At 69.6% G+C, this 15,378-nt stretch carries 14 protein-coding genes; 11 read left to right on the top strand and 3 right to left on the bottom strand.

Annotated features, from left to right (window positions below; all coding sequences use genetic code 11):
* Nucleotides 1-275: 275 nt before the first annotated feature.
* The 9 genes from rpsB to ABD705_RS12930 all read left to right on the top strand — a co-directional run bounded on the left by rpsB (nucleotide 276) and on the right by ABD705_RS12930 (nucleotide 7,073).
* Complete coding sequence (rpsB, locus tag ABD705_RS12970; RefSeq protein ID WP_344784210.1) at nucleotides 276-1,256, top strand: 30S ribosomal protein S2; 981 nt, start codon at nucleotides 276-278, stop codon at nucleotides 1,254-1,256.
* Nucleotides 1,257-1,349: 93 nt separating this feature from the next.
* Nucleotides 1,350-2,177, top strand: coding sequence for a translation elongation factor Ts (gene tsf / locus ABD705_RS12965; RefSeq protein ID WP_344784209.1), 828 nt, complete (start codon nucleotides 1,350-1,352; stop codon nucleotides 2,175-2,177).
* Between the two features lie 86 nt (nucleotides 2,178-2,263).
* Nucleotides 2,264-2,983, top strand: a complete 720-nt coding sequence (gene pyrH / locus ABD705_RS12960) for a UMP kinase (protein ID WP_344784207.1) — start codon at nucleotides 2,264-2,266, stop codon at nucleotides 2,981-2,983.
* Between the two features lie 65 nt (nucleotides 2,984-3,048).
* On the top strand, nucleotides 3,049-3,603 hold the full coding sequence (gene frr / locus ABD705_RS12955) for a ribosome recycling factor (protein WP_344784205.1): 555 nt from the start codon (nucleotides 3,049-3,051) through the stop codon (nucleotides 3,601-3,603).
* Between the two features lie 9 nt (nucleotides 3,604-3,612).
* Nucleotides 3,613-4,677: a phosphatidate cytidylyltransferase gene (locus ABD705_RS12950; RefSeq protein ID WP_425562082.1), complete on the top strand. Its 1,065-nt coding sequence runs from the start codon at nucleotides 3,613-3,615 to the stop codon at nucleotides 4,675-4,677.
* The gene (locus ABD705_RS12945; protein ID WP_344784203.1) at nucleotides 4,674-5,252 is read left to right on the top strand and encodes a DivIVA domain-containing protein; all 579 of its coding nucleotides are present in this window, start codon (nucleotides 4,674-4,676) and stop codon (nucleotides 5,250-5,252) included. Before ABD705_RS12950 ends, ABD705_RS12945 begins: the two co-directional genes overlap by 4 nt.
* Before the next feature lie 59 nt (nucleotides 5,253-5,311).
* Complete coding sequence (locus ABD705_RS12940; protein WP_344784201.1) at nucleotides 5,312-6,061, top strand: aggregation-promoting factor C-terminal-like domain-containing protein; 750 nt, start codon at nucleotides 5,312-5,314, stop codon at nucleotides 6,059-6,061.
* A 4-nt stretch (nucleotides 6,062-6,065) separates the two neighbouring features.
* Nucleotides 6,066-6,350 (top strand): hypothetical protein, encoded by a 285-nt coding sequence (locus ABD705_RS12935; protein ID WP_344784199.1) that lies wholly within the window; start codon nucleotides 6,066-6,068, stop codon nucleotides 6,348-6,350.
* Entirely contained in the window at nucleotides 6,351-7,073 is a 723-nt protein-coding gene (locus ABD705_RS12930; protein WP_344784197.1) for an alpha/beta hydrolase, read from the top strand.
* A 2-nt stretch (nucleotides 7,074-7,075) separates the two neighbouring features.
* Here the strand turns inward: ABD705_RS12930 and ABD705_RS12925 are convergent, their stop codons facing one another.
* Nucleotides 7,076-8,137: an AI-2E family transporter gene (locus ABD705_RS12925; RefSeq protein WP_344784196.1), complete on the bottom strand. Its 1,062-nt coding sequence runs from the start codon at nucleotides 8,135-8,137 to the stop codon at nucleotides 7,076-7,078.
* Between the two features lie 152 nt (nucleotides 8,138-8,289).
* Here ABD705_RS12925 and ABD705_RS12920 point away from each other — a divergent pair, with 152 nt between their 5' ends.
* Together ABD705_RS12920 and ABD705_RS12915 are read left to right on the top strand one after the other, a co-directional pair.
* Nucleotides 8,290-10,113, top strand: coding sequence for a DUF8094 domain-containing protein (locus ABD705_RS12920; protein ID WP_344784194.1), 1,824 nt, complete (start codon nucleotides 8,290-8,292; stop codon nucleotides 10,111-10,113).
* Nucleotides 10,110-11,051, top strand: coding sequence for a tetratricopeptide repeat protein (locus ABD705_RS12915; protein WP_344784192.1), 942 nt, complete (start codon nucleotides 10,110-10,112; stop codon nucleotides 11,049-11,051). The genes ABD705_RS12920 and ABD705_RS12915 overlap by 4 nt, the downstream gene beginning before the upstream one ends.
* 24 nt (nucleotides 11,052-11,075) lie before the next feature.
* Here the strand turns inward: ABD705_RS12915 and glgB are convergent, their stop codons facing one another.
* Nucleotides 11,076-13,223 carry a 1,4-alpha-glucan branching protein GlgB gene (glgB, locus tag ABD705_RS12910; protein WP_344784190.1) on the bottom strand — a complete coding sequence of 716 codons (2,148 nt, stop codon included), beginning with the start codon at nucleotides 13,221-13,223 and terminating at the stop codon, nucleotides 11,076-11,078.
* Nucleotides 13,220-15,322: a maltotransferase domain-containing protein gene (locus tag ABD705_RS12905; RefSeq protein ID WP_425562081.1), complete on the bottom strand. Its 2,103-nt coding sequence runs from the start codon at nucleotides 15,320-15,322 to the stop codon at nucleotides 13,220-13,222. The genes glgB and ABD705_RS12905 overlap by 4 nt, the downstream gene beginning before the upstream one ends.
* Nucleotides 15,323-15,378: the final 56 nt, after the last annotated feature.

The following is a 15,378-nucleotide window of genomic DNA, read 5'->3' as shown; positions in this document are numbered from 1 at the left end:
CCCGCCGCGGGCCCGCCCGTCCGGCGGTGGATAACCCCAGGCGAGGCGCGTGATCGAGCGTCGGGGGAGGAGCCGGTGCCTGATACACTGAATGCGCGCTCCGCATGTCGGGGTGACTACGCGTGCCCACAGCGAGCGGACCTCCGCACGTGGCATCCACTTCCCACCGGTCCCTGATTCAGGGCGGGACGTGTGCCGGGCACCAGGATCATCGGGCGCTCGCCCGAGAAAACAACCGAAAGCGGCGCTTCTGCGCCGAGAACAGGAGAACGGCCATGGCCGTCGTCACCATTCGCCAGCTGCTGGACGCCGGCGTCCACTTCGGACACCAGACCCGCCGGTGGAACCCGAAAGTCAAGCGCTTCATCCTGACCGAGCGCAGCGGCATCCACATCATCGACCTGCAGCAGTCGCTGGGCTACATCGACACCGCCTACGAGTTCGCCAAGGAGACCGTCGCCCATGGCGGCACGATCCTCTTCGTCGGCACCAAGAAGCAGGCGCAGGAAGTCCTCGCCGAGCAGGCCACCCGCGTCGGCCAGCCCTACGTGAACCAGCGCTGGCTGGGCGGTCTGCTGACCAACTTCAGCACCGTCAGCAAGCGCCTGCAGCGCATGAAGGAGCTTGAGGAGCTCGACTACGAGAACCCCTCCGAGAGCGGCTTCACCAAGAAGGAGCTGCTGCTGAAGAAGCGCGAGCTCGACAAGCTGCACAAGTCGCTGGGCGGCATCCGCAACCTGCAGAAGACACCGTCGGCGCTGTGGGTCGTCGACGCCAAGCGCGAGCACCTCGCCATCGACGAGGCCCGCAAGCTCGGCATCCCGGTCATCGGCATCCTCGACACCAACGCCGACCCGGACGAGATCCAGTACCCGATCCCGGGCAACGACGACGCGATCCGCTCGGTCGCGCTGCTGACGCGCATCATCGCCGACGCCGCCGCCGAGGGGCTCATCCAGCGCCACCAGCCCGCCGACGCCGAGTCCGAGACGGCCGCCGAGCCGCTGGCCGAGTGGGAGCGTGAGCTGCTCGAGCAGGGGGCCCCCGAGCAGTCCTCCGCCACGACCGACAAGGTCGCCGACGAGGCCGCCGAGCCGGTCGCCGCCGAGCCTGCCGCCGACAAGGGCGAGCCGGTGGCCGTCGCCGAGGCAGCGGCTGCCGCTGAGACAGAGGTCGCCGAGCCCGAGGTCGCCGAGCCCGAGGTCGCCGAGCCCGAGGCCGCCGCTGCTGTCGAGGCCGAGCCTGCCGCGCAGTAGCACGGGTCGCACGCATTCGTCCGGCGGAGTCGTCCACGGACGACTCCGCCGCGGCATCCACGAGAACCCACCACAGACAAGGAGCCGATACCCATGGCAAACTTCACGATCGCCGACATCAAGGCGCTGCGCGAGCAGCTGGGCACAGGCATGGTCGACACCAAGAAGGCGCTCGAGGAGGCCGACGGCGATCGCGAGAAGGCCGTCGAGATCCTGCGCCTGAAGGGTGCGAAGGGCAACGCCAAGCGCGCTGACCGGTCCACCAGCGAGGGCCTGATCGCCGCGCGCGAGCACAACGGCAAGGCCACGCTGATCGAGCTTGCCTGCGAGACCGACTTCGTCGCGAAGAACGACCGCTTCATCGCATTGGCCGACAAGGTCGCCGATGCCGCCGCCGCCGCCGCAGCGGACTCGGCCGAGGCTGCCCTGGCCGCACCGGCCGGTTCGCAGACCGTGGCCGAGCTCATCTCCGAAGAGGCCGCGATCATCGGCGAGAAGGTCGAACTGCGTCGCGTGCGCACCCTCTCCGGCGATGCATTCCAGGTCTACCTGCACAAGACCAGCAAGGACCTGCCGCCGCAGATCGGCGTCGTCGTCGCCTACAGCGGCGGCGACGCGGAGACCGCGCGCAGCATCGCCCAGCACATCTCGTTCGCCAACCCGTCGTACCTCTCGCGAGAGGACGTGCCGGAGGCAGACATGGAGAAGGAGCGCGAGATCGTCACCGAGATCTCGCGCAACGAGGGCAAGCCCGAGGCCGCGCTGCCGAAGATCGTCGAGGGACGCGTGCACGCGTTCGTCAAGCAGGTGGCGCTGCTGGAGCAGGACTACGCCAAGGACAACAAGCATTCCGTCGCGCAGATCGCGGCGGACGCCGGCATCACGATCACCGACTTCGCTCGGTTCAAGGTCGGCGCGTAGCACGCCCCAAGGGCCCGCATCGGAATCGATGCGGGCCCTTGGCATGCCGGTTCGCTAGGGTGTGATCGCGACGAGAGGGAACATACGTGAACAATGAATCCACGCGGCGCCGCCGCGTTCTGCTCAAGCTCTCGGGCGAGGCATTCGGCGGCGGCTCACTGGGCGTGAACCCCGACGTGGTCGGCCAGATCGCGCGCGAGATCGCAGCGGCGGTGGACCGGGTCGAGATCTCGATCGTCGTCGGCGGCGGAAACTTCTTCCGCGGCGCCGAGTTGAGCCAGCGGGGCATGGACCGCGGCCGCGCCGATTACATGGGAATGCTCGGCACGGTCATGAACGCGCTCGCCCTGCAGGATTTCCTCGAGCAGGCGGGCGCACCCACGCGCGTGCAGTCGGCGATCCAGATGACCCAGGTGGCCGAGCCGTACATCCCGCTGCGTGCCGAGCGACACATGGAGAAAGGCCGCGTCGTCGTCTTCGGCGCCGGCGCCGGCCTGCCCTATTTCTCCACCGACACGGTCGCCGCTCAGCGGGCGCTGGAGGTGCGCGCCGACGAGGTGCTGGTGGCCAAGAACGGCGTCGACGGCGTGTACACGGCGGATCCGAACAAGGATGCCTCGGCCACCAAGATCGAGCGGATCACCTACCTGGAAGCGCTGCAGAAGGGACTGAAGGTGGTCGACTCGACCGCGTTCAGCCTGTGCATGGACAACAAGATGGACATGCGCGTGTTCGGCATGGAGCCGGCCGGCAACGTCACCCGGGCCCTGCTGGGGGAGCCGATCGGCACCCTGGTCACGACCTGATCGCCCGGGCCGCGGGATGGGCCCAGACTAGACTGAGCAGGAACGCCTGAGCGAATGGAGAGACCGTGATCGCGGACGTCTTGGCCGATGGAGCCACGCGGATGGACAAGGCAGTGGAAGTGGCGAAGGACGACTTCGCCACCGTGCGCAGCGGGCGTGCGAACCCGCAGATGTTCCAGAAGGTGCTCGTCGACTACTACGGCACACCGACCCCGCTGGCGCAGCTGGCCTCGCTGAACGTGCCCGAGGCGCGCAGTGTCATCGTCACGCCGTACGACAAAGGGGCGCTCAAGGCGATTGAGCAGGCTATCCGCGACATGCCGAACCTCGGTGTGAACCCCACCAACGACGGCAACATCGTGCGCATCACGATGCCGGAGCTGACCCAGGAGCGCCGCAAGGAGTTCGTCAAGCTGGTGCGGTCCAAGGGCGAGGATGCGAAGGTGCACGTGCGCGGCATCCGTCGCAAGATCAAGGACGAGCTCGATACCCTGAAGTCCGATGTCGGCGAGGACGATCTGGCTCGTGCAGAGAAGGATCTCGACACTCTGACGCGCTCGCACGTCGACGCGATCGACGAGGCGCTCAAGCGCAAAGAGGCCGAGCTGCTCGAGATCTGAGCACCCCTGATGACCGATGCGCCCGATCAGCGGCCTGGGGCGGAAGATCCCGACCGGGCCGATTCGGCGCGCGCAGCGGGCAACGCGGGCCCGCCACCCGGTGGACACGACGACACGGACCCGCAGGATGCCGCCGCCCGATTGCATGAGCACCTGCGCTCCGCACGCGATGAGTTCGGCAGCCAGGTGGCGCGCACCCGCGCCGACTTCGAAGAGGCCAACGAGCGGATCAAGGCCCGCACCGGACGCGACCTGATCGTGGCGATACTGATCGGCCTGGCCGCCGGCGCCGTGCTGCTGCTGTCGCTGCTGATCTACAAGCCAGTGTTCCTGCTGTTGGCCCTGGCGGCGGTGGTGCTCGGCGTGTTCGAATTCAGCCGCGCCCTGCAGGCCCACGGCCGACGCGTCGACCTCATCCCGCAGGTGACCGGTGCGGTCGTCCTGATCGCCTCCGGCTGGTTTTTGAGCATGTGGCTGCATTGGGTCATCACGTGCGCGATCGTCGTGATCGTGCTGGTGTGGCGCCTGATCGCGCAGATGATCGCACGCGACGGCCGCAGCTACGCCGATGTGGTCGGCGACGTACTGACCGGCACGTTCACGCAGCTGTACGTCTCGTTCCTGGGGAGTCTGTGCGTCGTGCTGCTGCGGCAGGACGGCGGCCAGTACTGGGTGCTCGCGTTCATCGTCATCGCCGTCGCCGCCGATACCGGGGCCTACGCCACCGGGCTGACGCTGGGCAAGCACCCGATGGCGCCGCGGATCAGCCCGAAGAAGACCTGGGAAGGCTTCGGCGGTGCGGTCGTCGCTGCGCTGGCGGCCGGCGTGCTGCTGGCGACGTTCATGCTGCATCTGCCGGTGTGGGCCGGCCTGGTCATCGGCGCCGTGATCCTGGGGACGGCGACCGTCGGCGATCTGGGCGAGTCGATGATCAAACGGGATCTGGGCATCAAGGACATGAGCTCCTGGCTGCCCGGTCACGGCGGCGTCCTCGACCGGCTCGACTCGATCCTCCCCTCTGCCGGTGCGGCACTGGCCCTCTACTTCCTCCTGATCCCTCTGGTGGCACCATGACCAACGATTCCCGCGACGCGCGTCCGGCCGGGCACTCCTTCCCCCGCACCGCGGGGCGCGCGAAGGGCTATCAGGTATCCGCCGTCGACGAGTTCCTCGGGCGTGCACGCGCCGCGTTCGAGTCCGCGACGGATGCCGATGCCCTCGCCGCCGCCGATGTCAGATCGGTCTCGTTCCGGCTCGTGAAGCGCGGATATCAGCCGGAAGCGGTCGATGCGGCACTCGTGCGCGTCGAGGACGCCTTCGCCGCTCGTGAGCGCGACCAGGGGATGGCGACGACGGGCACCGGCGCATGGATAAATCAGACCCGGGACCGCGCGCAGGAGATCCTGGACCGGCTCACCCGACCGCCGCGGCGTCGCTTCGACCGCGCGCGGGGTCTGGGCTACGGCTACCGCATCGACGAGGTCGACATCGTCGCCGACAAGATCGCCGCCTACCTGGCCGACGGAAAACCGGTCACCGTCGAGCAGGTGCGCGCGGTGGCGTTCCGGATGCAGCGACGCGGCTACCGCGAGACGCAGGTGGATGCCGTACTGGACGCGGTCGTGGACGTGATGCTCGCGGTCGGCTGAGAACCCACCCGAGCAGCTGATGGCCATCACGCGATCTGCGCGGTAGACTCGGGCCCACTGTGACTTCCGCCAACGAGACGACCCCCGAAGCCTCCCGTGCGATGTTGCGCCGCGACCTGCGGTCCGCGGCGGCGCGGACTGCCCGTCCGGCGCACCCGCACGCGCCGCGCACGGCGGCGAAGGGCCGGACGTGGGGGCGAGCGATCATGGGCGGCTTGGCCGCGCTGGCCGTGATCGGTTTGGCGACGGCGTATCTGACCCCGTTGGGGTCGGTGATCGCGGCGCCCGCCAGCGCCGAGGTCACTCCGCAGGTGACGCTGTACGCGAGCGCGCTGGGGGATGCCCAGACCGTGGAGATCTCATCGCTGGAGCCCGCCTCGGCGACCGCGCTGAACCGGGACGCCTACACGGTGTACGTCAAGCCCAAGCCGACACCCACGCCGAAGCCACAGCCAGCGAGTGTGCGATCGCGAGCCGGCTCGTTCACGGTGCCGTTCGTCGCGCCGAACCCGGGCACGGCCCAGGCCATCGCCTACGACATCGTCAAGGCGCGCGGCTGGAGCGACGGCGAGTTCGCCTGCTTGGTGTCGTTGTGGAAGCGCGAGTCCGGCTGGCGTGTCAACGCCTACAACCCGAGCGGGGCCTATGGCATCCCGCAGGCGCTGCCGGGCAGCAAGATGGCCTCGGCCGGCGCCGATTGGGCCACGAACCCGGCGACCCAGATCAAGTGGGGCCTCGGCTACATCAGCGGCCGCTACGGCACCCCCTGCGGCGCCTGGAGCCACTCGCAGTCCTACAGCTGGTACTGACCCCATGCCGCGATCGCGCCGGCGGCGCCCCGATCCCAGGACCGCTGATTCGTTCGAGCAGTTCGTCGCGGGCTTCACGCGCACCGAGGTGCGCCGTGGTTCGCAGTGGACGGTGCAGCCGGTCTCGGCCGCGCACGCGCAGAAGGTGTACACGTGCCCCGGTTGCGGTGCACCCGTCGAGGTCGGTACGCCGCATCTGGTGATCTGGCGGGCCGACGGCATCCTCGGCGATGCGGCGGACCTCGCCGGCCGTCGGCACTGGCACACGCACTGCTGGAGGGTGTTCTGAGTGGAGATCCGTGGTCCCGTCCTGCTGCCGGCACGGCGCGAAGACATCGAACTGCATACTGCAGACGGCCTGACGCTGGTCGGCGAGCTGGCGCTGCCCGAGCATCGCGACCCGGTCGCCACGCTGGTCACGCTGCACCCGCTGCCCACCGCCGGCGGATTCATGGACTCGCACATCCTGCGCAAGGCCGCCGGGCGGCTGCCGGCGCTGGCGGACCTCGCCGTGCTTCGGTTCAACACCCGCGGCACGACGTCGCCGCGGGGCACCAGCGCGGGCGCCTTCGGTGACGGCGAGACGGAGCGGGACGACGTGGCCGCGGCCATGGCCTTCGTGCGCGAGCGCGCGCTGCCGCGACCCTGGCTGGTGGGCTGGTCGTTCGGCACCGAACTCGCGCTCAAGCACGGTCGCGGGCAGCCGGATGCGGTCGGCCTCATCCTGCTGTCCCCGCCGCTGCGCCGCACCAGCGAGACCGAACTGGCGGCGTGGGCCGACGACCCCCGCCCGGTCGTGGCGCTGATCCCCGAACTGGACGATTACCTGCGGCCCGCCGAGGCCGCGCGGCGCTTCGCGGTCGTGCCGCAGGCCGACGTCGTCCCGGTCGCCGGCGGCCGGCATCTGTGGGTGGGCGAGAACCAGACCCGGCGGGTGCTGAACGAGATCGTGGCGCGGGTCAATCCCGCGGCGCTGCCGCTGCCGACCACATGGGCGGACCAGCCGGCATAGCGTCAGCGCTCGTTCTGGCGGGGAATCACGACCTGGCGGTAGAGGATCAGGATGCTGGCGGCGACGGGGATCGCAATCAGCGCGCCGAGCAGGCCCAACAGCGACCCTCCGGCGAGCGCGGCCACCACGACCAGGGCGCCCGGCACCGACACCGCACGATTCATGATGCGCGGCGAGAGCACGTAGGCCTCCACCTGCATGTAGATCAGGTAGTAGATCGCCGCCACCAATGCGGTGCTGGGCGAGCCGAGCCCGGGGATGAGGCAGGTCAGCACGATGATCGTCGAACCGGTCAGCGTGCCCACGAGCGGGATCAGCGAGAAGAAGAACGCCACGACGGCCAGCACCGCCGGGAACGGCGCATGGATGATGGACAGGAAGATCGAGCTGAGGATGCCGTTGATCAGTCCCAGCGTGACCTGGCCCATCACGTAATAGCCGACCGAACCGGTGATCTGCTCGGCCAGATCGGAGAACCGCGCGCGCTTGGAGGCCGGCACCAGCTGGTACACGGCGTGCTTGAGCGACGGGATCGACGACGTGAAGTAGATCGTCAGGATCAGCACGATGAAGGCGCCGGCCAGCCCCCCGAAGAACGCGATCCCCGCGGTGAGCACGCCCTGCCCGATCGAGCCGCTGATGTCGGCCAGGTTCGTCACGAGCCAGTTCTGCACATAGGCGAAGACGTCGTCGACCTTCAACTGCGGGAAGGTGCGGGTCAACCAGTTCTTGAATTCTTCGAGCGCGTTGGGGTTCTGCGCGATCTGGGTGATCGAATCCACCAGCTGGGTGATCTGGCCGACGATGATCGGCACCACCAGCAGCACGATCCCGGCGAACACGGCCAGCACGCCGAGGATCGTCACGAGCACGGCGAGCCACCGGGGCAGCCGGCGCCGCTCCAGGAACGCGACGATCGGCTCCAGGCCCAGAGCCAGGAACAGCGCGGTGCCGATGTAGAGCAGGATCGTGGACAGAGTCTGGATGCTGCCGATCAGAAGCAGCCCGAGCCCGACGCCCAGCGTCGCGATGAATGCGACGCGAAAGGGGTTCTGCACCTTCATTGCTCATCCTCTCCGACGACGGCTCGTGTGGAAAGACTACTTGCCGACACGCCTGAAGCCGGCCGTGACCCTCCCGGCACGCACACAGGCTGGATTCGCTAACCTGAGACGTCGAGTGAAACGGCCGCGCGGCGGCCCGAGAGGATACATTCGTGCGTTTCGTGTGGGCTGTGGCAGCCTTCGTCCTGGCTGCTGTGATGATCGCCACCGGGATCGCTCAGCGCACCGTGTTCCAGGGTCCGAAGACGGCGACCACGGCGGTGAGCCAGCCCGCAGCGGCGTCCTACACGCTGATCGACGGCGCTGTGCTGAACCGGCTGCCCGGCTCGCAGACACTGCGCGCGGCGCAGTCCGGGACGATCTTCGCCGCCTACGCCCGCACCTCCGACATGAAGTCCTGGCTGTCGGACGTCGCCTACACGTCGGTGACGCTGAATGAGGCCGGCAAGGTGGTCGACACCGTCGTGCCGCCGACCGCGGCCGGGCCCGACGGCGCCGCCGACCGCGATCCGGCCGGTTCTGACCTGTGGCTGGACCAGTTCCAGCAGGATGACATCCTCATCCAGCACCTTCAGCTGCCCGACACGATGAGCGTCCTGGTGGCCACCGACGGCACCAAGCCCGCACCGGCGGCGATCTCCGTCACCTGGTCGCTGCAGACCAACACGCCGTGGGCGGGGCCGCTGATCGCCGGCGGCAGCATCCTGATGGCCATCGGCGTGTTCCTGTACATCCTCGGTCTGCGCAGTCTGCGCCGCCGGCGCGGGCCGCGCCGCAAGGCGCTGCCCCCGCTGCCCGAGACCGAGCCGATCGACATCTCGGTCGCCGCCGCCGACAAGGGCGTGATCAGCGCGGGTCCGGCATCCACGCGCACGCCGCTGACCCGCCGGCGCACCTTCGCGGTGGTGCCGGTCCTGGCGATCTCGGCGCTGCTGATGGCCGGGTGCTCGGCCGATGCGTGGCCACAGCTGGGCGCGTCGGCCACGCCCACGCCCACCCGGACCGTGGTGGACCCCAGCGGAGTGCAGCAGCCGGCCGTCACGCCGTCGCAGGCCGATCGCATCCTCGCCCGCATCTCGCAGACGATTGCCAGCGCCGACGAGAAGCAGGACGCGAAGCTCGCCGCGACCCGGCTGACCGGGGCCGCCCTCGCCGAGCGCGAGACCAACTACACGCTTCGCGGCAAGATCTCCGGTGAGGCGGCGCTGCCGGCGATCCCGGCGACCGGGGTGAAGGTCGTGCTGCCGCAGGCGTACGACGGCTGGCCCCGCACTATCCTGCTGATCGCCGAGCAGAAGGCTGACACAGCGGTCACCTCGACGATCATGATGATGGCGCAGCAGGATGCCTGGAGCCAGTACAAGCTCAGCTACACCGGTCAGCTCGAAGCGGCCGAGCTGCCCGATGTCGCCCCCGCCTACGTGGGTGCGGCGGCCGTGCAGCCGGACTCGTCATTCCTGGTGATGCCGCCCGAGAAGATCGCCGCCGCGTACGCCGACATCATCGACCACGGCGACGCGAGCGCATCCGCGGGTGCGTTCGACACGCACGCCGATCTGTTCCTGAAGGGGGTCATGGCCAAGCGCAAGGAGCAGCTGGCCGAGTTCGACAAGACCGCCGCCAAGGCAGACAAGGACGCCAAGAGCAGCAAGACCGGCAGTCTCACCTTCACGGCGCTGGCGGGGAGCGCGCCGCCGCTGGCGCTGGCGACACTGGAGAGCGGTGCGATCGTGGCAGTCAACGTCAACGAGACCGAGACGGTGAAGCCGACCAACGCCGATGCCGTCATCAAGCTCACCAACAACCCGCGCGTGCAGGCGCTGACCGGCGTGAAGGAGTCCCAGACCGGCTTCACCACGACCTACAGCGACCAGCTCTTCTTCTATGTGCCCGGGGTCGGATCCGGCGATGCCTCGATCCGGCTGCTGGGGTATTCCTCGAACATCCTCGGTGCGAAGGTGGTCAGCAAGAAATGAGTCAACCCAATCCCGGCGCCGTGCTTCGCGGCGCGGTGGACCTGTCGTCGCTGCGCAACCGGCCTGCCCCGGCCGATCCGGCCGCGCCGGCTGCACCCGCGCCGGCAGACGGCCTGGTGGTGGATGTCACCGACCAGACCTTCCCGCAGATCGTCGAGCTCTCCCGCACCGTGCCGGTGGTCATCGACCTGTGGGCGGAGTGGTGCGGGCCGTGCAAGCAGCTCAGCCCGATCCTCGAGAAGGTCGTCACCGAGCTCGGCGGACGCCTCGTGCTGGCCAAGGTCGACGTGGACGCCAACCCGCAGCTGGCGCAGGCCTTCCGCGCCCAGTCCATCCCGATGGTCGTCGCGATGGTCGCCGGCCAGCCGGTGCCGCTGTTCACCGGCGCCGTCCCCGAGCCGCAGGTGCGCGAGGTCTTCGCACAGCTGCTGCAGGTCGCCGCGCAGAACGGGGTGACCGGCACCGTGGCTGCCGGCGCCGGGCAGGACGCCGAGGCGGGTCAATCGGAGCCGGAGGAGCCAGCACTGCCGCCGCTGCACGCCGAGGCGTACGACGCGATCGAGGCGGGCGACTACACCCGCGCCATCGCGGCGTATGAGCAGGCTCTGGCCGCGGATCCGCGCGACGAGGCCGCGCAGGCGGGCCTGGGCCAGGTGCGGCTGCTCGCGCGCGTGCAGAGCATCGATGCGCCGGTCGTCCGCGCGGCCGCGGCCGCCGACGCGCAGGACGTCACCGCCCAGCTTGCCGTCGCCGACCTGGACGTGTCGGGCGGGCACGTCGAGGACGCGTTCGCGCGGCTGCTCGAACTGTTCGCCGCACTCGGACCGGATGAGCGCGCAGAGGTGCGCGAACGGCTGCTGGAGCTGTTCGGCCTGGTCGGCGAGGCCGACCCCCGCGTGGCCACGGCACGCCGGAGCCTGACCTCGCTGCTGTTCTAACGCGGCCGATCTCGTGCCGCCGATCTAGCGCTGCTGTTCCAGCCAGAGCACACTCAGATGGGGCAGCACGAGGCGCGCCAGCCGGTCTGCGCCGGCGTGGACGATGCCCATGTTGCCCTGGCCCGCCCCGCCGTGCTCGACGGCATCGGTGTTCAGGATCTCGTGCCAGTCGCCGTCGGCGGGCAGCTCGAGCTGGTAGCCGTCGATCGTGGTGCCGGAGAAGTTGCAGACGGCCACGAGCGTGTGGCCGGCGTCGTCGCTGCGGGTGAACGCCAGCACGTTCGGGTTCCACAGCGGCCCGCCGATGCGCGAGAACGCGGCGCTGTCGTCGTCTCTGGCCCACAGCGCGGGGCGGGACGCGTAGAGCCGGTTCAGGGTGGCCACGAAGGCCTGCAGCTGCTGATGGCTGGGCTGGTCCAGCAGCCACCAGTCCAGGCTGCGCTGCTCGGACCACTCGGACAGCTGGCCGAACTCCTGCCCCATGAACAGCAGCTGCTTGCCCGGATGCGCCCACATGTAGGCGAGGAACGCGCGCATGCCCGCGAGCTTCTGCCCGTGATCGCCGGGCATCTTAGCCAGCAGGCTGCCCTTGCCGTGCACGACCTCGTCGTGGCTGATCGGCAGCACGTAGTTCTCGCTGAACGCGTAGACGAACGAGAACGACAGCTCGCCGGCGTGATGCGACCGGTACAGCGGATCGCGGCCGATGTAGACCAGCGAGTCGTTCATCCAGCCCATGTTCCACTTGAACCCGAAACCGAGACCGCCGCGATCGGTCGGCGCGGTCACCCCCGAGAAGCTGGTGGACTCCTCGGCCATCATCGCGATCCCCGGATACAGCCGGTAGGCGGTGGCGTTGACCTCCTGCAGGAACTGGATCGCCTCGAGATTCTCGCGTCCGCCGTGGACGTTCGGCTCCCACTGCCCGTCCTCGCGCGAGTAGTCCAGGTACAGCATCGAGGCCACGGCATCCACGCGCAGCCCGTCCACGTGGAACTCGTCGAACCAGTACAGCGCATTGGCCACCAGGAAATTGCGCACCTGGGGGCGGCCGTAGTCGAAGATGTAGGTGCCCCAGTCCTTGTGCTCGCCGCGCCGCGGATCGGGATGCTCGTAGACCGGCTGGCCGTCGAACCGGCCCAGCGCGAAGACATCCTTGGGGAAGTGCCCCGGCACCCAGTCCATGATCACGCCGATGCCGGCGGTGTGCAGCCGGTCGATCAGGTAGCGCAGATCGTCCGGGCCGCCGAACCGGCTGGTGGGGGCGTAGTAGCCGCTGACCTGATAGCCCCACGAGCCGCCGAACGGGTGCTCGGCCAGCGGCATGAACTCGACGTGCGTGAAGCCCAGGGCCTGCACGTGGCCGATCAGCTGGTCGGCGAGGTCACGGTACCCCAGCCCCTGCCGCCACGAGCCCACGTGCAGCTCATAGATCGACATCGGACGCGCGACCGCAACGGCGACGCCGCGCGCAGCGATCCAATCGTGGTCGGCCCACTCGTGCGCGGCGGCGGTCACCACCGACCCGGTGTGGGGCGGCACCTCGGCGCGCTGGGCCATCGGGTCGGCCTTGAGGATCCAGGCGCCCGCGCGGGTATGGATCTCGTACTTGTACACGGTGCCGGCGGGCACTCCCGGGATGAACATCTCCCACACTCCGCTGGCGCCCAGGGACCGCATCGCGTGCCCCTCACCGTTCCAGTCGTTGAAGTCGCCGACCACCCGCACGACCTGGGCGTTCGGAGCCCAGACGGCGAACGCGGTGCCGGCGACTTTGTCCTGGGTGCGCACGTGCGCACCCAGGACGTCCCACAGCCGCTCGTGCCGGCCCTCGGTGATCAGGTGCATGTCCAGCTCGCCCAGCGTCGGCAGGTGCCGGTACGGGTCGTCGGCGGTGTCGGTGGTGCCGTCCGAATAGGTCGCTTCGATCACGTACCGGCGCGACCGGCCCTCGCGGGTACCCGCCCAGACACCTTCGCGCAGGTGCGTCAGAGGCACCCGGTCGCCGTCCGCGAAGACGGCGGTCACGCTGGTGGCCAGGGGCCGGCGAGCCCGCACCGTCCAGACGGCGTGGCCGTCGGCGGCGGTGGCCGGGTGGATGCCGAGCACGTCGTGCGGGGCATAGTGCAGGCCGTGCGCGACCGCGTCCAGCACTTCGTCGCTGATGGTCATCGCGGTCCTTTCACGTGCACGATGTGCACCGGCTCGGTGAACGCGTCCAAGCGCACGAAATCGTGCTCGGACCACGTCCACGCGGCGCCGGTGACGAGATCCTCGACGTCGTACTCGTCGCCGGGGCGGATGCCGAACAGCGTCGTGTCCAGGTGGATCACGGTCTGTCGCACCGAGTGCGGGTCGAGGTTGGCCACGACCACGATGGTGTCGGACGCGCCGGTGGGTGAGAGCGCGGCGTCCAGATGCTTGACGAACACCAGGATCGCGTCGTCGTCGCTGCGGCCGAGGGTCAGATTGCGCAGCTGCCGCAGCGCCGGATGCGCCGCGCGGATCTCGTTGAGCCTGCGCAGATAGGGCGCCAGCGAATCGTCCGCGGCCTCGGCGGCGGCCCAGTCCCGCAGCTTGTACTCGTATTTCTCGTTGTCGATGTTCTCTTCCGACCCCGGCCGGGCTACGTTCTCGAACAGCTCGAAGCCGGCATACACGCCGTACGACGGGGCGGCGGTCGCGGCCAGGGCGGCGCGGATCTTGTAGGCCGGTCGGCCCCCGAACTGCAGGAACTCGGTGAGGATGTCGGGCGTGTTCACGAACAGGTTGGGACGCAGGAAGTCCGCCGTCTGACCGCTGATGGAGGTGAGGAACTCCTCGAGCTCGGCCTTCGTGTTGCGCCAGGTGAAGTAGCTGTAGCTCTGCTGGAACCCGGCGCGGGCCAGCGCGAGCAGGGGCGCGGGCCGGGTGAACGCCTCGGCGAGGAACACCACGTCGGGATGCTCGTCGGTGACGGTGCGGATCAGCCACTCCCAGAACTGCAGCGGCTTGGTGTGGGGGTTGTCCACCCGGAAGATCTGCACGCCCTGCGCGATCCAGTGCCGCACGAGGCGCAGCACTTCGGCGCGCAGACCTGCGGGGTCGTTGTCGAAGTTGACCGGGTAGATGTCCTGGTACTTCTTCGGCGGGTTCTCCGCATAGGCGATCGAGCCGTCCGGCAGCGTCGTGAACCACTCCGGGTGGGCGCTGACCCAGGGATGGTCGGGGGATGCCTGCAGCGCCAGGTCGAGCGCGACCTCCAGGCCTTCGGCGTGTGCGGCGTCGACGAAGTGGCGGAAGTCGGCGAGGGTGCCCAGGTCCGGGTGCACGGCGTCGTGTCCGCCGGCTGCGGCGCCGATCGCCCACGGCGAGCCGGGGTCGTCGGGCCCGGCCTGCAGGGAGTTGTTCGGTCCTTTGCGGTGGGTCTGGCCGATCGGGTGGATCGGCGGCAGATACAGCACCTGGAAGCCCATTCCGGCGACGCCGGCCAGGCGCCCGGCGGCGGTGCGGAAGGTGCCGCTGCGGATCGTGCCGTCGGGGCGCCGATGTGCGCCCTCGGAGCGCGGGAAGAACTCGTACCAGGCACCCACTCCGGCGCGCTCGCGCTCCACGCGCAGCGGCAGGGACTCGCCGATGGTCACGAGCGACATCAGCGGGCGCCGGCGGAACACCTCGGCCAGGTCGGCATCGCGCACGACCCGCAGCGCCTCGACGGCGCCGTGCCGGTCGTCGCCGGCGTCACGCAGCCGGGTGGCGGTCGCCCGCAGCATGCTGCGCTCGCGCACCGGGCGGCTGCGCTCTGCGGCCGCCCGGGTGCACAACGTCGCACCGAGCTCCTGCATCAGGGCGATGTCCACGCCCGCGTCGATCTTCACCTCCGCGGCGTGCTGCCAGCTGGCGTAGTCGTCGGCGAAGCCTTCGAATCGGAACGTCCATTCGCCCTGCTCGAGCAGTGCGACCTCGGTGCGCCAGTGGTCGAAGCCGTCGCGCAGCGGTGTCAGCCGGTGCAGCGACTCGTCGCCGGTGGGGGAGAACAGGCGCAGCTGCACGCCGATGAGGTCATGCCCCTCCCGGAATGCGGTGACCGTGAACGGGACGACCTCGCCGACGAACGCCTTCGGACGCAGCAGCCGATCGGCTGCGCAGAAGGCGGGGCCGGGCTCGAGCAGGGGAATGCGCCCCGTCGCGGTGCCGCCTTCGTGCGGCCACGGCGTGACCGGGCGCCTCGGGATCGCGCTCGGGCTGCGCCAGGCGCTGCTGCGCCTGTGTGAAGTCCGTGTTGCTGCCACGCCTCGAACCTATCGCGCGGCGGGCACGATGCACAGGATGCGTGCCCACCGCCGCG

Source organism: Microbacterium kribbense, assembly GCF_039537285.1.
In the GTDB taxonomy this organism is placed as follows: Bacteria; Actinomycetota; Actinomycetes; order Actinomycetales; family Microbacteriaceae; genus Microbacterium; species Microbacterium kribbense.
The sequence above is the reverse complement of the archived record's forward strand: the minus strand, read 5'-3'. Positions and strand labels throughout refer to the sequence as shown.